This window comes from Faecalibacterium sp. AM43-5AT (assembly GCF_003603345.1).
Classification (GTDB): domain Bacteria; phylum Bacillota; class Clostridia; order Oscillospirales; family Ruminococcaceae; genus Faecalibacterium; species Faecalibacterium taiwanense.
The window spans coordinates 1-22,889 of record NZ_QVGZ01000016.1; the positions used below are offsets into that span (position 1 = coordinate 1).

Consider the following 22,889-nt stretch of genomic DNA (forward strand, 5'->3'; position numbering starts at 1 on the left):
AACAGTGCTTCCTGTCATCGTGATGGGGTGCTGCGTTATGAAGTACATAAAGGACAATAGCAAATAATCTTATCTCAATACACTTTCCAGCGGGCAGCTCCAAAACGGTTGCCCGCTATTTTTATGCTCAAAAACGGAAGGAGGCCAAAATGCCAAGCAAAACCGAAGAATATCTCGCCCTTGCCCAGCGCACAGCCAACGGCTTGACCCGGTACTGGGAAAGCTGGACAGACTACCTGACCACCGCATCCCGGCTGTACAAGTACCCCTTTGCGGACCAGCTTATGATCTACGCCCAGCGACCCGATGCCACAGCCTGCGCCGATTACGACATCTGGAACAACCGCATGAACCGGTATGTCCGGCGTGGCTCCAAGGGCATCGCCCTGTTGGACGAATCCAGCGGATACCCGCGTCTGCACTATGTGTTTGATGTGTCGGACACCGGAGTGCGCCGCAATTCCCGTGACCCGGAGGTGTGGCAGCTCAACGATGACCTGTTCCAGCCGGTATCGGAAATGCTGGCGCAGGAATACGGCATTCACCATGAACGGCTCAGCCAGCAGATTGCGGACATTGCCGGAAAGCTGGCAGAATCCTACTGGGACAACAACAGCACAGACATCCTCGCCATCGTTGACGGGTCGTTCCTGATGGATTATGATGATGCCGGACAGGAACTCCAGTTCAAGAGTGCCGCCGCAATCAGCATCATGTACACCATTTTGGAACGGTGCGGTTTTGAACCAGAGGGTTATTTTGACCGGGACGATTTTCAGGCAATTTACGATTTTTCGACCCCGGATGCTGTCTATGCACTGGGTACGGCGGTCAGCGAGTGCAGCCGTGATGTGCTGCGGAATATCGAGCGTACCGTCAAAACCACCATCCGTCGCCGCAATGTAGAAAGGAGCCAGCATGAATATGAAGAACAGGAACGTGACCTACTCGACCATCGGGGATTACCAGCTCCCGAACCTGACCCTCAGCCAGCCGAAGATTCCGTTGGGCAAGTACGGCAGGATGCGCCGGAACTATCTGAAGCAGCATCACCCGGTGCTGTACAACTCGATGCTCCTGAACGGAACGCTATACCCGCATCTGATGGAGCTGGAGCAGACGGCAGAGAGCCGGATGCAGCAGATGATGACCGAACTGCTGAAGCAGAACCCAGCCCCGGACAAGGAGAAGAACCAGATGAGCTGGGTGAGGCACATGAACAGCCTGCGGGCGCAAACCGAGGAAATCATTCTGACGGAGCTGATTTACAGCTAAGTTTTCTGGATGCCGCCATCCCTACCGAAGCAGAACAGATTAAGAACATCAACCGAGCGGAGAGCGAGAAATCGTCCTCCGCTTTTGTTTTGTCGCAGGCTGAAATCGAGAACGAACTGCGTAAGCATGGTTCTGGGTTTGCAGGTGGCAAGCAACGCATTATGGCACTGTACCAGACCCAGCCTGACCGAAAACTCCGTGCCAAGGCGTTGGCAAAGGAGTACGGCATCGGTGGGCATTCCCACGATTTTCTGGACGGAAGCCGGGGCTTTGTGAATCACGACTGGAAGGGATTGGAATTTGACCATTACCCCGACCACCAGAAAATCACCCTGAAATGGGCGCAGGTGGAAAAGTATATCGACCTGATGATCCAATCCGACCGCTACCTGACCGATGAGGAAAAAGAGCAGCGTACCACTGTACAGGAAGAAAACGGCTACAAAGTCGGTGACGATGTAATGGTTGATTTGCCCACTGGAACCATCGAGGGCACCATTGGCTATATCGGCGAAACGGATGTTCGCATCGACACCAGCGCACACGGACAGTCGTGGGATAACGAAGTTATCAACAAACGACAATTCGAGGACGGTCTGCGGCAGAATGAACCTAGCCAGCGTGTGGATGAAATGCTGGAGCAGGCAGAAACCATCTACAAGGAATCCGAGGTGCCGGAATATGAGCGTTTTTCTGTCCGCGAAGTGGTCGGAGGTACGTCCCAGCTTTTTGCTATCTGGGATGATCTCAATGAGGGCTACTATGCAAACGATAACGGAATGGCGCAATTTCCAGACAAGGAGCAGGCCGAATCCTATTGCACCGCTTTGAAAAAAGAGACGGATGAACGAACCGCCGCCGATTGGCTTGCAGTGGAAAAGGCAAAGTTTTTGGCGGAAAATGAACCTGTTCTCGCTCTCCCAAAAGAGCGTGATTACCGTGTGGGCGATACAATCCGTCTGGACGGTAAGGATTTTACGGTCGAAACTGTCGGAACTCTGAACATCCAGCTTCGTGACCCGGATGAGGTCTATCCGGTTGCCCGCTCGGAAAGCAAGGAAAATCTGGAACGGCTGCTGCGCCAGCCGGGCAACATCCATCTGCACAACCTGACGGTCAATCTCACTCCTGCGCCGGAGCCTGCCGGGAACTTCCGCATCACGGACGACCATCTGGGCGAGGGCGGCGCAAAGCAGAAGTATGCCCGGAACATTGAAGCCATCCGCACCCTGTTCAAGCTGGAACAGGAGCACCGGGGTGCCACCGCCGAGGAACAGCAGGTGCTTTCCCAGTATGTGGGCTGGGGCGGCTTGTCGGATGCCTTTGACCCCGGCAAAGACAGTTGGGCAAAAGAATATGCGGAATTGAAGGGGCTGCTCTCCGAGGACGAGTACGTTGCTGCCCGTTCCAGCACCCTGAACGCCCACTACACCAGCCCCACCGTGATCCGTGGTATCTACGATGCGGTGGAGCGCATGGGTTTCCGCAGCGGTAACATTCTGGAACCTAGTATGGGCGTGGGCAACTTCTTCGGTATGCTGCCGGACACCATGCAGGACAGCCGTCTGTACGGCGTAGAGCTGGATTCCATCACCGGGCGCATCGCCAAAAAGCTGTACCCGCAGGCCGACATTACCGTGGCGGGCTTTGAGACCACAGACCGCCGTGATTTCTACGATCTGGCGGTGGGCAACGTGCCCTTCGGCAACTACAAGGTCAACGACAAGGCGTACAACAAGTTGGGATTCAGCATCCACAACTACTTTTTCGCCAAGGCCATCGACCAAGTGCGTCCGGGCGGCGTGGTGGCGTTCGTCACCAGCCGCTACACCATGGACAGCAAGGACAGCACTGCCCGCAAGCACATGGCAGAGCGTGCCGATCTGCTGGGTGCCATCCGTCTGCCGAATAATGCGTTCCGTGCCAACGCTGGCACAGATGTTGTCAGCGACATTATCTTTTTGCAGAAGCGTGACCGCCCCATCGACCATGAGCCGGACTGGGTACAGCTTGGCAAGACCGAGGACGGCTTTGCCATCAACCAGTATTTCGTAGACCACCCGGAAATGGTGTTGGGAAATTTGGAACTGGAAAGCACCCAGTACGGTCACGACCTGACCGTTGCACCCATTGAGGGTGCAGTGCTGGCAGACCAGCTTGCAGAAGCGGTACAGCATATTGAGGGCAATTACACTGCGGTGGAGATTGCTGCCCCGGACGTCGCAGATGCGGAAGCACAGCGCAAAACGCTGCCTGCAGACCCGACTGTGAAGAATTTTAGCTATACGGTTGTTGATGGCGAGATCTACTACCGAGAGAACTCTATCATGACGCAGATCGAACTGTCCGACAACGCCAAAGGCCGTGTAGCTGGTATGGTGGAGTTGCGGCAGATCGTCAACGAACTGATTCAGCAGCAGTTGAATGACTTCCCGGACGAGGACATTAAGGCATCGCAGGCCAAGTTGAATGCCGCCTATGATGCCTTTACCGCAAAATACGGCCTGATTAACGACAAGAAAAACGCACGCCTGTTCGATGATGACAGTTCCTACTATCTGCTCTGCTCACTGGAGAATCTGGACGAGAATAAAAATCTCAAGTCCAAGGCAGATATGTTCACCAAGCGGACGATTCGGCCAGAGCGTGTTGTCACCAGCGTGGATACCCCCAGCGAAGCACTGGCGGTGTCCATTGGCGAGCATGGCAAGGTTGACCTGCCCTACATGGCCGACCTGCTGGGTACTCCCGGCAACTACGAGCGCATCACCACTGAACTGTCCGGTGTGATTTTCAAAGATCCTGCCGCCGATGTAGACGACCCGGAAGCCGGCTGGCAACCTGCGGACGAGTATCTTTCCGGCAATGTGCGGAATAAACTGCGCATGGCTCAGCTTGCCGCTGAAAGCCACCCGGAGTTCAAGATCAATGTGGAGGCTTTGACCAAAGCGCAGCCGAAGGACCTTGAAGCATCAGAAATCGACATCCGACTGGGTGCCACATGGCTGAATCCCGCCATTGTGCAGCAGTTTATGATGGAGACTTTTCAGCCGCCCTACCGCATCCGCTATAACAACCTGATCCAAGTCCGCTACTCTCCATTTACGTCCGAATGGCGCATCGGCAACAAATCTGCCGCCGGAATGTATGATATCATGTCCACCGAAACCTACGGCACCCACCGGGCCAACGCCTACAAGATTTTGGAGGACACCTTGAATTTGCGGGACTGCCGCATTTATGATACCATTGAGGAGGACGGTAAAGAGCGGCGTGTCCTGAACCAAAAGGAGACGATGCTTGCCCAGCAGAAGCAGCAGGCCATCAAGGATACCTTTGCAGGCTGGGTTTGGCAAGACCCGCAGCGGCGGAATCTGCTGGTGAAGCAGTATAACGAATTGTTCAATAGTACCCGGCCCCGCGAGTATGACGGAAGCCATATCCATTTTGTCGGTATGAACCCGGAGATCAATCTGCGGGAACATCAGCGCAATGCAGTTGCTCATGTGCTTTATGGTGGGAACACCCTGCTCGCCCACGAGGTGGGTGCCGGCAAAAGTTTTGAGATGGCAGCTTCGGCAATGGAATCTAAGCGTTTGGGCCTGTGTCAGAAAAGCCTGTTCGTGGTACCCAACCATCTGACCGAGCAGTGGGCCAGCGAGTTCCTGCGGCTATACCCCAATGCAAAGCTGCTCGTTACCAGCAAGAAAGACTTTGAACCCGCCAATCGAAAGCGTTTTTGCGCCCGCATCGCAACCGGCGACTACGATGCCGTCATTATCGGCCACTCGCAGTTTGAGAAAATCCCTCTTTCTGCGGAACGGCAGGCACGGATCATCGAAGATCAGATCGAGGAAATCGAAAATGCCATTGCAGAGGCCAAAGAACAGTCCGGTGAGCATTTTACCGTGAAACAGATGGAAAAGACACGGAAAACACTGGAGGTGAAACTGAAAAAGCTACAGTCCACCGACCGCAAGGATGATGTGGTCACATTTGAACAATTAGGCGTAGATAGGTTATTTGTGGACGAGAGCCAGAACTACAAGAACCTATATCTTTACACCAAGATGCGCAATGTTGCTGGCCTTTCTACCTCCGAAGCACAGAAGTCCAGCGATATGTTCGGCAAGTGTCGTTATCTGGATGAAGTGACTGGCGGGCGCGGCGTGATTTTCGCAACGGGAACGCCCATCAGCAACTCCATGACGGAAATGTACACCCTGATGCGCTATTTGCAGTACAGCACTCTCCAGCAGAAACAACTGACCCACTTTGATGCATGGGCTTCTACGTTTGGCGAGACCACCACGGCCATTGAGCTTGCGCCGGAAGGAACCGGCTACCGTGCGCGCACACGTTTTGCCAAGTTCTTTAACCTGCCGGAGCTGATGAATATGTTCAAGGAGGCAGCGGACATCAAGACTTCCGACCAGTTGCATCTGCCTGTTCCGGAAGCCAAGTTTGAAACTGTCGTGGTCAAACCCTCGGAAATCCAGCAGGACATGGTGAAATCCCTGAGCGAACGTGCTGCTGAGGTGCATAGCGGTGCGGTTGACCCCTCGGTGGACAATATGCTGAAGATCACCTCGGACGGACGTAAAATCGGCCTTGACCAGCGGCTGATGAATCCGCTCACCCCGGATGACCCGGACAGCAAGCTGAATGCCTGCGTCGACAATGTTCTGCGTATCTGGAACGAAACCAAAGAGGATAATCTGACGCAGCTGATTTTCTGCGATATGTCCACGCCCAAGGGAGACGGCTCGTTCAATGTCTACGATGATATTCGCACAAAGCTGCTTGCCGCCGGGGTGCCGGAATCGGAGGTCGAGTTCATCCACAACGCTGATACTGAAGGTAAGAAAGCGGATTTGTTCTCCAAAGTCCGCAGCGGCAAGGTGCGTGTCCTGCTGGGCAGCACTGCAAAGATGGGCGCAGGCACCAATGTCCAGACCCTGCTGGTGGCCGTGCATCATCTGGATGTAGGCTGGCGACCGTCCGATATGACCCAACGCAACGGCCGAATCATCCGTCAGGGCAACAAAAACAAACAAGTTTACGTCTATAATTACGTCACGGAGGGGACATTCGACGCCTACCTCTGGCAAACGCTGGAAAACAAGCAGAAGTTTATTTCGCAGATCATGACGAGCAAATCTCCGATGCGCTCCTGTGATGATGTGGATGAGCAGGCTCTTTCGTATGCCGAGGTCAAGGCCCTATGCGCAGGCGACCCGCGCATCCGGGAAAAGATGGATCTGGATGTGCAGGTAGCAAAGCTCAAGGTGCTGCGCTCGGATTACCAGAACCAGAAATATCGTCTGGAAGATAAGCTGCTCAAGCATTACCCGGAGGAAATTCAGAAAGCGAAGAACCGTATTGCGGCTCTGAAAAACGATGCCCAAATCGCAGACGCACACCCGCAGGATAAGGAGAACTTCTGCGGCATGACGATCAAGGGCATGGTGTTCGATGAGAAAAAAGCCGCTGGTGAGCGGCTGATGCTCGCCTGCAAGGAGATGCCGAATGCGGATATGATGCTGCTGGGCACCTATCGCGGCTTTGAGCTGAATATTCGCTTTGACAGTTTCAAGAATGAGCATCAAATCGTTCTCCGCGGCGAACTGAGTTATCCGGTACCGCTGGGCGATGACCCTCGCGGCAACATCGTCCGTCTGGACAATGCCATCGACAATTTCGCTGACCGTATTGCAGATGCCGAAAATGCTCTGCAAAACCTTGAACAGCAGAAGCAGGCCGCAGAGGTCGAAGTGGCAAAGCCCTTTGCACAGGAGGAGGAACTGGCCGAAAAGTCTGCCCGCCTTGCAGAATTGGATGCGCTGTTGAACATGGAGCATCAGTCCAGCCGGACAGAACCCGAAGCGGAAGAAAAGCCGGATGCCCGCCCCTCTGTGCTGGCAGCTCTGGAAGAAAAGGCTGATAAAGTGGAGCCTGTCCGACCATTCAAATCTTACTTGGATAAGGACGGTGATGCCCGGTGAGCAACCGTCGCGACCAGCAGCTCCATTTCCGGGTCAGCAAGCCAGAGTTGGAACGGATTCGGTACAAAATGGAATCCAGCGGCATTCTGAGCATCGGCTCCTATCTGCGCAAGATGGCGCTGGACGGATATTGCCTGCATCTTGACCTCAAAGAACTGCGCCGCATGGCATATCTGCTCCAGATGTGCAGCAACAACCTGAACCAGTACGCTAAAGCCGCCAATGAAAATGGTCGGGTCTACGCCGCCGACATGGAAGACTTGCGGCAACGGTTGGATGAGCTAATCGACATTGGCAGGCAGATTCTTTCCCGGCTGGCTGAGCTCTAAACATTTTCCCGCAGTGGGAGGCTGCGGGCTTACATAACGGTTGACATCCTTGCAAGGCAGGGGCCGATACCTTTATAATAGGGGCGAAAGGAAAGGTTGGTGTTTGATATGAGGATTCTGTTCAAGATGGTGCTTGCCCCGATCTCTCTGTTTGTAGCTTTTCTGGCTCTGATGGCAAAGTGGCTGCTTACCTTGTCCAGCTATATTGTTGCACCATTGATGCTGTATATCTTCGGCTGCGGCATCTATACCGTCTATCGCCAGACTTGGAATCAGTTTTTGATTCTGCTGGTTGCTGAATTTTTCTGCTTTGTCCTTTTTGTCGGCGCAACTGCAATGGTGGAGGGCGTTGAGAAATTCAGCGGTTGGCTTCGGGACCTGATTTGATTTTGAATCTTCTTGCCGCCTTCGGGCGGCTTTTTCATTTAGGAGGTGATCTGCTCTGGCTGCTACTCGTCTGATCGCACTGCATCAGCACAAAGGAAAATCTATTGCCGCCTGCCTGAAAGACCGCACCAACTATGCACAGAATCCTGACAAGACTGAAAAAGGCGAACTTGTCAGCAGCTATCAATGCAGCCCGCTTACTGTGGACGAGGAGTTCATGCTCACAAAAAAGCTGTACGAGCAGGCTACCGGGCGCAGCCAAAAAAGTAACATTATCGCCTATCAGATACGGCAATCTTTCCGACCTGGTGAAATTACGGCTGAAGAAGCAAACCGCATCGGTTATGAGTTGGCCTCCCGGTTTCTGAAAGGCAAACACGCTTTTATCGTTGCAACGCATACCGATCGGGAACACATTCACAATCACATTATCTATAACTCGACCACTCTGGACGGCACAAGAAAATTTCGGGATTTTTTCTTTTCCGGTCTGGCAGTGCAGCGGTTGAGCGACCTGATTTGTCTGGAGCATCAGCTGTCAGTCATTGAAAAGAAGCCTTACCGGGAACGGCAGAAGCGCATCACTTACCCACCAAAGGAGAGCAACCGCGACCGGCTGTGCAGTGTAATCGACGAGATTTTGCAGCAGAAGCCCACCGACTACGAAGATTTTCTGCAAAAGCTGGAACAGCAGGGCTATGAAATCAAACGCGGCAAATACACTTCCGTTAAAGGCGCACGGCAGAAACGCTTTATCCGGTTAAAGACACTGGGTGCCGGGTACAGCGAGGATGAAATCAAAGCAGTCATTGCCGGAAAAGCCGAACACCGCCCACATCAGAAGCAACCTCCCAAAGAGCAGCCGTTCCAGTTGCTGGTTGACATTCAAGCAAAACTTGCCGAGGGCAAAGGTGGCGGCTACGAACGCTGGGCGAAGAAGTACAACTTGAAAGAGATGTCCAAAACGCTGATTTTTTTGCAGGAGCAGAAAATCGGCAGTGCGGATGACCTGAAAGAGCGTGCTGATGCTGCACTTTCTCGCTATCACAAACTGGGCGATTCCATCAAGGCCGCCGAGAAGCGTATGGCAGAAATCGCCGTCCTCCGTGCGCACATCGTCAACTACGCCAAGACCCGACCAGTGTACGATGCCTACCGCAAATCCGGGTACAGCTCCAAATTTTTGGAAGCGCACCGGGAAGAAGTCACGCTGCATAAGACGGCGAAAGCCGCTTTCAATGAATCCGGCCTGAAAAAGCTGCCCAAAGTGAAAGACCTGAATGCAGAGTATTCGGCTTTGCTCACCAAGAAAAAAGCACTCTACCCAGAGTACCGAAAGACACGGGATGAGATGCAGGAAATCGTAAAAGCACAGAAGAATGTGGAACTGTTCTTTGCGGAGGAAAAGGACTCCAAGCAAGTCGAGCAGATCCGATAAAACAGTCCCTGAGAACTTTGCCGCTTATCCGGCAGGGTTCTCAGGGTCTTTTTTGCTTATTGCTCAGTCTGTACTTGGAACGGCTTTTCCGGCAGTTTCAATTTGTTTGGCAACCATATTTTCCAATTCCCCCGTAATCGTTGCACAATTTGCAACACGATAATTCCAGAAGTAAGAAACGCCTTCACACTCCTCAACGGACAAATCGCTGTTGACCAAAAGCAGTCGGTCGGAGGTTACTTTCAGCTTTTCGCACAGAGCAGCATATTTTCCATAATCAATGCTTCGGCTGGACGATTTGGCTTCCACCCAGAAGAATTTTCCGTTGATGGAAAACGCAACATCCAGTTCATGCGTGCTCCCTGCGGATGCCGCTTCTGAAAGAATCACATTGGAGCAAAGCGAAACTTCTGCGCCCTGCTCCTCCTGATAGCGATTCAAAATCTGCTGAACCTGATGCTCCACAAAAAGTTCCAGCCACTTCCCGCTCAGGAAATGCCGGACAGTCTCATTTTGCGCAAGCTCATAGACGATATTCTGCGGATAGATCACAATGGATGCAAAAAGTCCCATTTTATCCCACGTCTGAGCGATTTCCGAAAGTGTGGCAAACGAATTCTTGGAAGTACCCTTTGGGATACGAAACGAAAAAGAGCCGTCACTCTGCATATGTGTCCGAATAAACTGCAAGAAATCCACCACTACCGGGTCGCAAAGAGCTTCGCCTGTTTTCCATGCCATCCGCTGAATGGCAATCGGCGGAAGTTTTTTCGGTACGACCTGCTGAACGATTCTATACCCACAGCGTTCCAGATGCTCCAATGCGGTCAAAGGCTTCGGAGGGATTTTTTCTTTAACTTCGGACTTTTCTGCACCGGATGTATTCTCAGTCAGATAGTTAAACTTCCATCCGTATTCCCAAGCAGGCGAACGGGTCAACACACCAACTGCATGAAATCCGCTGTCCGGTTCCTCCATCGGAAATGTGATTTTGTTCTTTTGGATATTGATTTGGAGCGTTTTATTTTTCAGCGCTATCTGATAAGCGTCAAGAAGGAATTCCTTTCCCTTATATGTCAGCTCACTGGAACTATTTGCAGAAAGGCCAGCATTTTTTGCCAAAGAGAGAAGCAGACAGGTCGCTTTGGGCAGCTCAAGGATATGCTCCATCTGCGCAGTGTCCGGAATCACTTCCGCATTTGCGTTATCGGGCTGCGGCAATTCGTCTGCCGGAGTCTCCTTTGCTGGTGCAGAAACTTCGGGTGTCATTTTTGAAGCAGCCTCAGATTTTCCAGACTTGGGCAAAGGTTTCGGCTCCGTATAGACCTCAGCAATAAATAATTCATAGGAATCGATGCACGAAAGTTTTCCTGCCGCTGCAAGTCCCACATAAATCGCAGCCGCCCGTGAGGAATCGCCATAATACTTTTTAGAATCCGCTGCGGCAGCAATATCAGAAAAAGCATTATATCTGCTCAGCGGCTCCGCCTTTTCCGGGAACTGCTTCAACGCACGGCAGTAGAGCCACTCAAAGAACGAATCCATGTACGGCTCTGTCGGATACTCGTTTCCTTCCAGAGAGTAACGTAGCAGCTCTCCACTGGTTCGCAGCCGAGTGTCCTTATGGACTTTGGGTGGCTCACAGGTCAGAAGGTCAGCGAATGGCCCACCATGTTCAAACACTTTGGTGGCTTCAAAAACCGTGCTGATGGGTACATCCTGCGCAACAGAATCCAGATGCAGCAAAAGCCGCAGAGAAGAAACAGCTTCACCCTCCGGCTGAACGGATGCAGAGCTGACTTCCAGAATCGAAACATCAGGGTCTGTTGTATGGACGGCATCATGGACGGCACGGATATTCTGCCGCTTGCTGCCTTTTATCCATGTGAATGTCACCGGCTGTTCTCTGCAATAGGGATAGCCGGATATGGGAAAACAAATGGTTCGTGTTGCCATGAACACCTCCAACTTTTTAGGACAAACAAGTTTATGTAAATCAAGTATAGCACAATCCCGGATGTGCTGCATAGCACTATTTTCTGCTTCCGGGAATCCATCTGTGCAAAAAGTGCCGATACCACAGGCATCGGCACTCAGATTAAAAAGCATTTTTCAAAAATGTGCAGCCTGCATCCACTGGATGCAGAACACAAGGGGTTTGGGCACAGCCCAACAAGCATTTTGAATTTGATTTTTAGAAATCGGATTCAAAAATTGCAAGTTGGTACCAGCTTGCACTGCTTGCCACAACAATGCGTCCTTTTTGTCCGCAATTTGTAATTTTCAGATTGGAGAAAAACGCCATGGCAAAGACGAAGGCTGAAGAAAAAGCTCTCAACCTTGATTAGATTTTGTTTAACTGCCGGGATTATCTGCGCGCTGCGCGCAACTCCGGCTCGTTCTTTGAAAAGCGTGATATCCCCCGCAGTACAGCCCCGAAGTTCTCAAAAAGGTCATGGAACAGGTAGAGAACTTTGAGGAGAACAATTAAGCATTTTCTCGTTTTAACGTGGGATTAGATTGCTGTAGACCTTAATACAAAAAGATAGATAATGAAAATCTGGTGTCTGCTGGTACCAAAAAGCAGTTTGGCATCCTGAAAGACCTGATGAACCGCTCCGACGTGAATATCATCGTCAATGCCTGTGAAGCCCACCTCCACATTCCCATGGCCGATTTCGTAGTCTATGTAGTTGTAGCGGCTCCGGTCAAACCAGATCTGATAGGTCAGCCCGTTTTTCATTTTCTTTTTGAAGTCGCCCTTTTTCAGACGCTTCCAGCCCTTTTCCTCCAGGCCCAGGCCGTTCCACAGGTAGTCCAGAAGTTCCTGAATTATATCTGCCGGCCGTTTTTGTTCCACGGTCTCCACCCCCTGACGAATTCTCTTTAATAGTCAAGCAGGATAGGCACCTGCTGCTCCTCGGCAAACCGCATGGCCCGCCAGAACACGGAGAAGGCAAACTTGGCCAAGGATTGGGTGTCATACTGGGTGTGTTCCGGGATGTCTGCCTTGCTGTACTGTCCATCTGAGTCTACGGTTCCGTCTACCGGGTATCCCTCCGTGTCTGCCCAACCAAGGATAGTGTCCTCATCGGCCTGCCATGCCAGCTGGTTCAGCTTTTCCAGCTCCTTCCGCAGTCCGCCCAAGGTGGCGATCATCGTCTGATCATCGGTGGGCAGAGGGCCTTGGAATAGAAAGCTGTCGGTGAGGGGAAGCCACCAAGTCGCGCCCCGAAGCAGGGACCACACCCGCTCCTCGTCCGATGCAAGGCGGGCAATCAGGGGATGCTCCCCGAAGTCCCAGTCCTTCTCCACGGTGAGAGGCACCGGTTCCTCGTATGTATGACAGGCGGCCACCAGCAGCATAGCGCCAAAGGCATCCCAATCCGGCTTATCGGTGTAATAGGGCCGCTCGTTGTCCTCCGGCCATGGAGTGTAGTGCGGCTGGTTCGGCTGGGAAATGGCGGCTAAGATCTGATCCCGCCAGTCCTCCACTGCCGCCTGGATCTCAGCCGGGGACAGCTCCTCCTCGTTGTCGGCGGGTTCTCCATCCGGGGTGATCCGGTTAAAGGTGTATCCGTTTTCCTCCGCCCACTGCTGAACAACAGTTTTCCAGTTGTGAGAATAGTACCGGGTCAGCGGCCCGGCGTAAATATCAAGTCCCATAGCAATGTCTCCTTTTCTGTTATGCAGTCATTCTTTTGCTGGAGCGAACATCTGGTCAATCTTCTCCAGATCGTATTCCAAAATCCAGTCATGAAATTGATGATAGAGAGGCAATAGCAGCTTCTGTGAGCCGCCCAGCACATCCAGCCCACGGTCATCGTACAAATGGTAGAGGAACGGCCCCGGCCCAGCCAGATAGACGCTGGACACAAAGCCGTTCCAGCCGCCGATGTCCCCCAGAATGATTTCCCGAAGAAGCAGCTCTGGTTGAAAGCTGATCTTGCTGAGATCCCAGTAAAACTGCACTTGTGCATGGGTATCCCCATCTTCATCCTGCTCTGTGGCCGAAAGTTGTTCATCGGGAACTGGGAGGCCCACTCGCTGCCGGATAACGGTCAGCAGGGACTCGGCGGGTTCTTCATCGGGATACCCGTCGATCCGCAGAAGGTCCGGCACCGCCGGAAGTGCCCGATAGATCGCGGCGGCTCGGTCCAGCGCCCCCTGAACATAAGCGGGGTTGGTTTTCAGCTTCGCCGCACGCCTATCCAGATAGATTGGTTCCTCCCCGCCGATCTTAAAACGAATGCCCACCGGTGCATGGTAGAACAGAGGGTGTTCCAGCCCAGCCATGCCCAGATCATGTAAAATGTGTTCAAACCGCTTTGCCAGCATGGTATCCCTCCGTTCTCATGTCATTTCATACAGCAGAGCAGCATCGCCCTGCACCAGTTCCAGATGGGAGCGCAGCGTATTAAGCCCGCTTTGCACCGCCTCGGTGGGCAGATCCCAGTCCGGGGCAATTTCAGCGGCCAGCTCCGGGAGATCCTGCTCCCGCAGAGCTGCCAGCAGTTGAGACGCCAGCTCTCCCTCCAGCAGAGCGCAGTCCAGGGTGTCTTCCGTCTGGGGAGCAGGAAAACGGACATCCAGATCCAGTTCGCTCTCACACCAGTCCCAGATGGCCATATAGACCGCGCCGGAGCAGTCACCGTCGGACAACTCCTGCCGCTGGTTATTTTTTATCAGATAAAAGGACGCGATCTGTGACATGGTGGTTCCTCCTAAATGTTATTCGCTTCCATCAGCCCTTCGGCCTGCAACCGGATCACATAGAAAGCCCGCACCCAGTCCAGTTCCTGCTCCATGGAGTCCTCCAAAGCCAGCAGGCGGCGCTTGCCAAGCCTGCGATCCAGAAGGGCAAAGATACGGACAAGGGGATTCTCGCTGACAAGGCTTTTCTCGATGCTCTGGTTGTCAAAGATCCCAAACGCCTCATAGAACACCTTTTGGTCAAAGGTGCCCTGCTCCAGCGCATAGGCATGAGCCTGATTGATGGCCTCTTTTGCGGAGTCGTGATCTTTCAGCGTGGTGGAGCGCAAGTGATGAAATTTCGTCCACACATTTTCAAAATAGGTGTAGTAGTTGCTCCGCAGCACTTCCACGCCGTCCACACGAATGGCGGCCCGGCCCTCATGGTCGGCGCTTTTGCTGTAACTGGTGGCAAAATACTGGATGTGGCCCCGGAGTGCCGGGCACAGGTAGTCATTCTCCAATTTGTTCCGGATTCCACTCCAAGTGGATACTCTACTGTTTGACATAGGTGTTGTTTCCTTTCTGCTGATTCCTACTGCTTTTGGAGATACTCCCGGAAGCATTCGATGAACTCCCGATTCCGCTTAGGGACATCGAACCCCTTCCGATGGGGGAAGAACCCCTCCTGTTCCACATCGTCCAGCAGCTTGGGCAGATTGGAAAACCGGGCAAAGAATGGTAGTGCATAGTCCTGGATCTGCCCGGAAATTTCCTGGATAGAGCGTTCCCGCTCCAGCAGAGTAGATACCTCATAGCGGGGGAAGTCATCATACCGGTGGGTCAGCCGGGCGATGGAGGTACCCACGATACCATCATAGGTTTCCTCCGTCCCTTCCTGCTCACTGCGCCACTGGGCAATCACCGGGGAACTCACATCGAAGAAGGCAGTAAAAGTGGTGGAGCCAAAGCGGATGGAGGGGGAAAAGTAAAAGGAGAACACAAAGATGCCGTCTTTTTTGTAGATGTCATTTTTGCTCTTGCGGTATTTGTAGCCCAGCGGGTTCAAAGGCTCCGCGATCCGCTCACAGGTATAGACGAAGATCTCACGGGGCTTGGTTCCCTTGGGAAAATCCTTCTTCTCCATGTTGCCACCTCAATCAAAATCCATCCAGACCAGGTGTTTTCCGCAGTGGAGGCACTGGAACAGATAGCATTGCAGATGCCCGCCATTGACAGATTCCCGGATCATTTCTTTTTGCTCATCGTCCCACATCGGATCGTCCAGTACCTCCTCCAGCACACCCAGGGCCCGCAGTTCTCTGGCACCCACATGGCCCAGGTAGGCGCAGTAGTCGCCGCAGTGGGCGCGCCAGTATTCCTGCTGCCAGCCGGAGTAGCCGGGGGTGCGGTGGATCAGCTCGTCCAGCTTCTCCGGATCGTCTACACCATCATCCACAGAGAAATCATCTTGAAAACTACCGTCATATTTCCGGGCTGCTTCGCCGTTGGCGATGCACTCTGGGCACAGATATGCAATATCCTCCACGGCGTAAAAGGGGGCTGTATAGAAAATATGGGTCGTCTTGCCGCAGCAGTCGCAGACAACGCCGTCTGCGGATTCCTCAAAAGCCCCAGTTTCCAGAGGATTGGGGTGATACCGGAAGGCGGGCAGGCCCAGCTGGGCCTGCCGCTCCTTCTCTTTCTGCTTCTCCTCCGGCGTTTTGGGCCTGGGGAGGGCATAATGATTGCCCCAGTTTTTCGCATAGTCCTTCAAGATGCCCAGCCGCTTGAGGGTCTTCTTGTCGGAACGATTTCCGATTTGGCAGAGCAGTTCGTAGGCATCCTTCTTGAAGTCCAGCAGATCATACACATCCACCAGCACTTCCTTGGCCTGCTTGTCTTCCGACAGCTCCAGTTTCTCCTTGAAGGTATAGAGAGCACGGACACTGTCCGGATCTCCTTCTGTCTCCCGAAACTGCTTTTGGAGTTCAATATATTGCTTCAGGTATTCGTTCATGGTCACAATCTCCCATCAATCCCACCAGAAATACCAGACGGTGGACTGCCACAGGACATCTGCCAAGGAGCCAATGCTTCCATCCTCATTCTGATCCAGATCTGGGCAGAAACCATATTGCTCCACAGCCACCTCCATAGCTCTTTCCTTGGAGATCGGAGTTGGAAGTTCAAACTCCAATTCATCGTGGCTCATGGCGGCAGGGATGGCACCATGTTGCTCGAACCAATATTTCGCCACTGCCATCAGGTCCGGTGTGTCGGGACACTCATTCCAATTTCCAAAGGGCAGGTAGGCGAAGATCTCCCAGGGGTTCTTTACCGGAATTTTAGCCAGAATGAGCGGATATGTCATTCCGGTATCATCGTTCCAATAGTTTGCGAAGCGGTCGTTGGGTTCTCCGCCCTCCATCTCGCCCAGGACTTCCTCCTCCCAGTCCAGATCATCGTCCTCGGCTTCTTCCTTGCGCTGGCCGGTCAATTCCTCCAAAATCGCCTTTCCGTCCTTAACAGGAGCGGAGAGCATCTTCTTCCGGTACTCCTCTACCGTTTTGAGGTCAAATTCATAGCAGTCCGCATCATGCTCCGGGTCGGCGTTCATTACCAGACATTCCAACAGCGTTTCATCATCCGCCTGGATAAGTACGGGAACAAAGCCCTCCCGTACCCCCAGCCGCTGGGCGTAGCTGTATGCCGACATGATGGGGTCATCATCTGCCATGGATGGGAAATAGGTACACTCGCAGTCCAGATACTCCATGATGGCATGAGCCACTTCGGAAGGCTCCAGCGTGTCCTCGTCGAAGTCCTGTCCCTGCCAGTTTTCAAAGCGTTCCTTAATCACTTGAGCCATGGTCTGATAGTATTTCTCATCAAATGGGATGAATAAGTATGCCTCCTGTTGAAATTCATTGGAGTGGTATCGGGACGGACCAAAATATTTCAGGGCATAGTCATCAATGTCGGCAGGATAGTAGGGACTGTCGCCCTCTCCGTAGTAATAGCCTGCAAAGGCACGGCCTTGCTGATTGAACAGCACAAAGAACAGACAGCCGTCCAGCTCATCCCGGATAAACTCCCGCAGATCCACGCTGGCAGGGTCGGCTTTGACCTGTTTGGCCACTTCGCTGTATTCTTTCAGGAAGTCCTCGCCCATCAGGTCGTGCTCCATGCACCAGCGCAAGTAGATGGCCATGTGGTTATAAGCATTGATGGGGTCAATAGGCAGTTCCTTCTCCTCAATGCTCTCAAGGTGATAGGAAGCGTCGTCCATCTCACCGTCAAAATTATCATTGGAAAGGGTGCCACGGGTGATCGCATTCTGACGAGTGGGGTTTACAACAAAACTGATCCCCCTCATCTTGTTCAGCAGAGCGTCTACATCATGTTCCAGTTTATAGTCCAACTCGTCCTCATAAAGCGGAATGACCTGATAGAAGTTGACCTCCTCGCCGCCCGGCAGGGTGCAGACCTCGCCGCCCTCCTCTGTACTTTGGGGGCCGGTGAGAATGGCGGCACACAGCTTCGTATTTTCCGCAAAGTTCTCCTTGTTATCCATGGTATGTCCAAAGCCCAGCCAGGTATCGCTGGCAATGGGAAGGCGGGCCAAGGATTTCAGCAGGCGGATGGGCCAGTACCACTTTTCGTCTTTCATGGACTCCTGATCCAGCTTCCAGTCCGCAGGCAGGGCAATGGCCAGCTCCGCCCGCTCCAGCTTATATTCCGCCAGTTCCTCCGGCACATTCATCCGGTGAGCGCCCATGCCCATGGTGACCAGGGTGCAGTAGTCCCGCTCCTCAGAGGGCGGCACCACGCAGATGTCCACATGGATGTCGGGAGAAACCAGCTCATGGAACACATTCTCGAACTTGCCGAAATACTGCTCAATGTGCTCCTCGACGGCTTCCATCTCCTCCTCTGTGTAGACTTCGGGATTACTGAATTCTTCCTCATCCTGCGTGTCATCATTGTCTGAGTGGTCGCAGCTGTCATCCTCCGGATCTCCCTTTATAGGCTCGTAACCGATCTTCAGGGTCATCTGTTCTTCTGGCAGAGAGATGCTGGGGCTGCGGGTGATGGTGTGCTTATCGTCCGCAGAAAAACCGATGGTCTCGCCGTCTTGCAGCGTCACATCACACGCCAGCACATAGGAGGCAAGGCTGGCCAAAAAGTCCCGCAGTTCCTCCGGCTCAGCGTCGGTGTTCAACACCTCCATTTCCTCCTTGCCAAACACATCCATGCCGTAGGTGTAGCCGTTTAGGCCCCCCTCGCTCCGGTACAGGCCGAACCAAACCCAGTTGAAGATGGGCAGTTCGTCCTCTTTGAGCATATCGGCAAGGCCCTCATAGAAACGAGGCTCAAATACCACGCCGCTGGTGTAGACACCGGTGGCATATTTCTGCTTGCAGCACACTGCCATCGCCTTAGTGAACAGCTTACCCCGTTCCAGCAGTTTTTCCTCCTCGCCCAACACAGCCACCATGATATGGGCCTTGTGCGTTTTGGCCACTTCTACGGCCTCTGGCCACATATAGTTGTTTTCGGCGTTGATCTCTGCTTCATTGTCAGGGATGTGACCGTGGAAGAGTGTCACGATCAGCATCATGCCGCCGACCCGCATTACCACAGCGTCATCGCTGTTCTCATCATCTTCGTCGCCCTCATCCGGCTCCTCATCTACGATGCCCCATTCTTCCCGTAGATTCCGGATCAACTGCTCCTTGTCCCATTCCGCTTTGGAGAGGAGCACAGACCCGGCAAAGGAGCCCTTACGGTCAGTTTTCTCCTCGTCGGCGTCATCCTCAAGATCCTCTACATCTTCATCCGGATCATAGAGGGATTCATGCTCCAGTCCGCGGACAAATTCCTCAAAGCTGTCTGCCAGATGGGTAATCTTGTAGTCGTTTTCCTGATCCACATGGACTACCGCAGGCTCTCCCTGGGGGCCACAAACCCGGTAGTCCAGGAAGATCATATCGTGTCCGGCGCTGGGACAGTCGCAGATGGCCACTCCGATGGCAGGATACTCCCACTCATCGATCATAAACTGGCTTCCCAGCTCTCCGCAGAGGGAGCAGCTCTTTTCCCGCCCGATGCCGAAAATGCCGGTGATGGCCACATGGTCTTCTGCCCAACAGGTCGGCTCATCGCAGGGATAGCAGGTATTCACCGGAATGCCGCCGTTGTGCTGCTTCATCAGCCAGATATAGGCGGCGGGCAGCTTATAGCCCAGTTCCTCCTCCACGCTGGCAATCAGCTCATCGGAAGGCGGATCACTGACATATTCTTTCAGTGCATACCAATTATCATCCCAGAAGTTGGTGAGGTCGAAGCCCTCAAATGGAGTATCACCGAGCACGAATTTGGCCTTCTTCTTCCGGCTGCGCTGGCGTTTCCGAATCTCCGCCTTACACTCCCGAATTACTGCCGGGGCATTTTCATCCTCCGGGTCCAACTCTGCCCACCGCTGAGCGTAGGGAATGGCCTTTTCCTCCTGGCCGTAGAGATACTGATAGCCATAGGCCATCCGCATATTCCACTCCGCCTTGTCCTGGCCTTCCTCCCGGACGGACTCCAGCACCTCAATGGCCCTCAGAAGGGCTTTGTCTCCCTTGGATTTCAAAGTACCTTCGTCATGGTCCCCGATGATGGCGTAGTTCTCCAGTGCACGGGCCAGGGCGTAGGCGGTGCGGTAGTTCCTCCAGTTCTCCGGGATGGCATTCAGTGCCTGGATACAGCGGGTGTACTCGTCTTCGTCGTTCCACTGCTCCAGCTGAGCGAAGAATGCTTCGGCGTTCTGTTGGGTGTAAGGAATATAGTCCATGCCCGTCAGCGTTTCGTCCAACTCGTCATCCTGATTCTCAGTTTCTGTCCCATCATCTTGTTGCTTTAGGGATACAGAACCGGCTTCACGGCGGAAGGTGTGGAAGATGGCCCATGGGATGTCCGTGCCTTCAAAGAACTCTTTCGCCATGTTCAGCGCCTCTTGGATGTCCCAGGCGATGAAGTCCACATAGCCACAGTAGAGGCCGGTAGCCCCGCCGGTGAGAGTGAGCACTTCCGAACCATCCCCGCCGGTGAGCACTTCCTCCAGTTTGTCCCGGAAGTCGAAAATTTTCTGACTGCCTTCCTCCTCCCGCAGGGTATCCAGGGGATAGCAGAAGAAGCCCGCCACCGCGCCGTCGGCATGGAGATCGTCCATAAAATCATTGTCGGCATTCAGATAGCCGTTGATGAGCGGCACACAGCAGGTGGAACCGGCCATTACATCCAGCCGCCAATCGGCGTCCGGGTCCTGTTTGGGTTCCATTTTGTAACCAAGGTAGCTCTCCAGATAGGCTTCCGGGTCGGTGGAGAGCTCCAGGCCCTGCTCCCGCAGTTTGTCGGGCAGCTGGGACAGGAGGAAGGACGGCTCTGCCTTGGGTTCCTCCAGCACATCAAAGCTGTCTATGTATCTCATGTGGGAGATCTCGCCCAGCACTTGGTCGGTGAGGGTAGTGAGCATCCACCAGGCCCGGCCTTCTTCCTCCCGGAGCATAGGCAGCAGCTTTTCGCAGTAGGCGGAGATGGCGAAGCTGTTTTCACCCTGCTCCTCCAGCCAGATCTGCACATCCTCCCCGGAGATGTCCCAGCCATCCTCAGTACGCAGGCCGATGTTCTGGAGAGGCTGACGGCCCACAAGGATATTCCAGTGCTCCAGCACCTCCTTGGGGGCGTGCTTCTGGAAGTAGACCAGCTCAAACAGTTTGACCTTATCCCCCTCCGGGGTGAGGATCAGCTCATGCTTTTCGCCGTTGAAGCCCATCTCGAAGGAAATCTCGTCAAAAACCAAATTCAGGGTTTCCTCCATTTGGGCCACGATCTCCGCACCGCGGGTGTGATCTTTGTCCTCGTCCATCATCTGGCGCAGCTCTGCTTCCATCTCGGCAAAGGTTTCCCACCAGTTCTCTGTCCGTTCCCGGAAGCACTCCCAGAACTGCGGCAGAGAAATACCCTTTTTGCACGAGTCAATTAGTTCCTCCATGTCCTGTCGGGTGTTGAGCTTAGGATCATCACCGGGATGCAGTTCCAGAGCTTTTTCAAAATGCCGCAGAGCGCGGCCCTCCTGATCCAGATAATAATAGGCATACCCCATACGGAAATTCCAGGAATAAGTATCTCCCAGTTCCTCCTCATGGGACTGCATCAGTTCCAGTGCCTGGTGAAGCAGCTTCCTTCCCTCCGGCTCGCTGGAGTCCGCCAGATTGTTGTAGGCGCGGGCCAGCTCCATATCCATTTCCGGGGTACGCTCCTCGGCAGAGATTGCCTCCAGTGCGTCAACGATTTTCTGGTGTTTGTCCTCCTCATGCCACTTCTGGCACTGCTTCAAAATATCCATATCAGGGTCCTCCTCGTCCTCATCTGGTTTCCAGTCTTTGATCTGCTGGAACACGCCATTTTCATCCCGCTCAAAGGCGCAGGGAGCGGGGGTGTTCAGCAAAGGGATGATGTCGGGATCGTCATTGCAGATCGTGTTCAGCTTGTAGATCCCGGCGTTGTTAGGGTCGTCCATGTACTCGTCGCTCTCATCACCGGCGGTAAAGCGCCAGCCGCTGTCCCAGCCGCCGTCCGGCTCCTCCCTGTAGCAGTAGCCCACCTTGCGGCCCTCTACTGTGATGCGGTTGGTGGCGATGCAGCCATCGGCACCCTTCCAGTCAGGGAGCAGAGATTTCACATCCTCCGCTTTCACATGGTAGTCCCGGTTGCGGCCAGCGGCCTCGTACAGTTCCTTCCGCAGCGCCTCCACATCCCGAGCCATCTCCTGGATCTCCTCGTTGTCCATCATCTCACTGAGGTCATATTCCAGCGGATTCTGGGCAAAATCCGCCAGTGCCTTGTTCATGGCATCATGCTCCTCTGGCGTGACGGTGATGCGGATGCGGCGGGCAGGGGTGTTGTACTCGTCCAGATCCTGAAGGTTTACACTGCCGCTGACGCTGCACTCCAGCAGGATGGCGGCCAGATCAGTGACCACATCAATGGCGAAGTGGAAGTCCATCTCCACGCCATCGGAGTGTGTAAACTCCAGATACTCCACGGTCTGGCGGAAGTCCCAGTTTTGTTTGTCCAGCCCAATCTTGGCAAATATCTCGCTGAGGGGGATCTCCTCTTTCTTCTGGTCTTCCAAAAATGCCACAAGGTTCAGACTGTCATCGGAACCGCCAATAAAGTTGCCCCAGTATTTTTTGATATACATTTGTCGTGCCTCCTGTTCTGAATCCAGTCGATCAATGAGCTGATTCAAGTGTTCCAACCACGCAGGAGCGATCTCACCGCTGTCCTCGTTCTTCCAAAGATCCACAATCTCACGGATGCCGTCCTCGTCCGGCACCTCGTTTTTGATGTCGGTGAGCTGCCGCAGCAGGAAAGCAAGGGCTTCTTTGGATGCTGTGAAACCGGTGACTTTATCCCATATAGCTTCTTCATGATCGTAGTCCAGCTTGCCATTATCCTTCCATTGGAAATACAGCTCCGCCAGAGCCATCGCAGTATTGTCAAAGAGGAAGTCGATTTGTGAGAAGTCAGCTCCCAGCATGACTTCCTCTTTCATCAGTTCGATCATCTCGCCCAGATCCATTACCGGATGCTCCGGTACATATTCATTTTTGAGGATGTCCAGTACATCCAGTCCTTCGTCACGCTCTAATGCTTTTATGCCCCATGCTCCCATGTCGGCACCTCTCTTTCTTTATTTCGTATCAAGCT

The 22,889-nt window shown here is 53.5% G+C and carries 14 protein-coding genes and 1 pseudogene; 5 read left to right on the top strand and 10 right to left on the bottom strand.

The annotated features are described in order from the left end of the window. Positions 1 to 74: 74 nt before the first annotated feature. Positions 75 to 920 carry a hypothetical protein gene (locus DW937_RS15255; RefSeq protein WP_227613515.1) on the bottom strand — a complete coding sequence of 282 codons (846 nt, stop codon included), beginning with the start codon at positions 918 to 920 and terminating at the stop codon, positions 75 to 77. Here DW937_RS15255 and DW937_RS15260 point away from each other — a divergent pair. The 5 genes from DW937_RS15260 (at position 919) to DW937_RS13425 (ending at position 9,434) form a co-directional block, all read left to right on the top strand. After that, positions 919 to 1,275, top strand: a complete 357-nt coding sequence (locus tag DW937_RS15260) for a TnpV protein (protein ID WP_112146273.1) — start codon at positions 919 to 921, stop codon at positions 1,273 to 1,275. The two genes, DW937_RS15255 and DW937_RS15260, sit on opposite strands and share 2 nt — an antisense overlap. Before the next feature lie 161 nt (positions 1,276 to 1,436). Next, complete coding sequence (locus DW937_RS13410; RefSeq protein ID WP_347561913.1) at positions 1,437 to 7,280, top strand: SNF2-related protein; 5,844 nt, start codon at positions 1,437 to 1,439, stop codon at positions 7,278 to 7,280. Further along, positions 7,277 to 7,609 (top strand): plasmid mobilization relaxosome protein MobC, encoded by a 333-nt coding sequence (gene mobC, locus DW937_RS13415; RefSeq protein ID WP_117476767.1) that lies wholly within the window; start codon positions 7,277 to 7,279, stop codon positions 7,607 to 7,609. The genes DW937_RS13410 and mobC overlap by 4 nt, the downstream gene beginning before the upstream one ends. A 108-nt stretch (positions 7,610 to 7,717) precedes the next feature. Continuing rightward, positions 7,718 to 7,996: a hypothetical protein gene (locus DW937_RS13420; protein WP_117476781.1), complete on the top strand. Its 279-nt coding sequence runs from the start codon at positions 7,718 to 7,720 to the stop codon at positions 7,994 to 7,996. A gap of 55 nt (positions 7,997 to 8,051) precedes the next feature. Continuing rightward, on the top strand, positions 8,052 to 9,434 hold the full coding sequence (locus DW937_RS13425; RefSeq protein WP_117948552.1) for a relaxase/mobilization nuclease domain-containing protein: 1,383 nt from the start codon (positions 8,052 to 8,054) through the stop codon (positions 9,432 to 9,434). Between the two features lie 63 nt (positions 9,435 to 9,497). On the opposite strand, the gene DW937_RS13430 is transcribed toward DW937_RS13425, so the two are convergent. From DW937_RS13430 to DW937_RS13470, 9 genes and pseudogenes are all read right to left on the bottom strand, one after another. After that, positions 9,498 to 11,390: a hypothetical protein gene (locus DW937_RS13430; RefSeq protein ID WP_207666658.1), complete on the bottom strand. Its 1,893-nt coding sequence runs from the start codon at positions 11,388 to 11,390 to the stop codon at positions 9,498 to 9,500. Positions 11,391 to 12,078: 688 nt separating this feature from the next. Then, a pseudogene (locus DW937_RS13435) lies at positions 12,079 to 12,294 on the bottom strand (spondin); the annotation flags it as partial. A gap of 26 nt (positions 12,295 to 12,320) precedes the next feature. Further along, a complete protein-coding gene (locus tag DW937_RS13440; protein WP_006059615.1) occupies positions 12,321 to 13,100 on the bottom strand; it encodes a hypothetical protein in 780 nt (259 codons plus the stop codon). A gap of 27 nt (positions 13,101 to 13,127) precedes the next feature. After that, positions 13,128 to 13,772, bottom strand: coding sequence for a DUF3885 domain-containing protein (locus DW937_RS13445; RefSeq protein ID WP_008723402.1), 645 nt, complete (start codon positions 13,770 to 13,772; stop codon positions 13,128 to 13,130). Positions 13,773 to 13,787: 15 nt separating this feature from the next. Further along, positions 13,788 to 14,147, bottom strand: coding sequence for a hypothetical protein (locus DW937_RS13450; RefSeq protein ID WP_006059613.1), 360 nt, complete (start codon positions 14,145 to 14,147; stop codon positions 13,788 to 13,790). A gap of 11 nt (positions 14,148 to 14,158) precedes the next feature. Beyond that, positions 14,159 to 14,695 carry a hypothetical protein gene (locus tag DW937_RS13455; protein ID WP_006059612.1) on the bottom strand — a complete coding sequence of 179 codons (537 nt, stop codon included), beginning with the start codon at positions 14,693 to 14,695 and terminating at the stop codon, positions 14,159 to 14,161. Between the two features lie 26 nt (positions 14,696 to 14,721). Then, complete coding sequence (locus tag DW937_RS13460; protein WP_006059611.1) at positions 14,722 to 15,273, bottom strand: DUF4304 domain-containing protein; 552 nt, start codon at positions 15,271 to 15,273, stop codon at positions 14,722 to 14,724. Positions 15,274 to 15,282: 9 nt separating this feature from the next. Further along, positions 15,283 to 16,146: a CbrC family protein gene (locus DW937_RS13465; protein ID WP_117528078.1), complete on the bottom strand. Its 864-nt coding sequence runs from the start codon at positions 16,144 to 16,146 to the stop codon at positions 15,283 to 15,285. Positions 16,147 to 16,161: 15 nt separating this feature from the next. Continuing rightward, a complete protein-coding gene (locus DW937_RS13470; protein WP_117528081.1) occupies positions 16,162 to 22,854 on the bottom strand; it encodes a DUF2185 domain-containing protein in 6,693 nt (2,230 codons plus the stop codon). Positions 22,855 to 22,889: the final 35 nt, after the last annotated feature.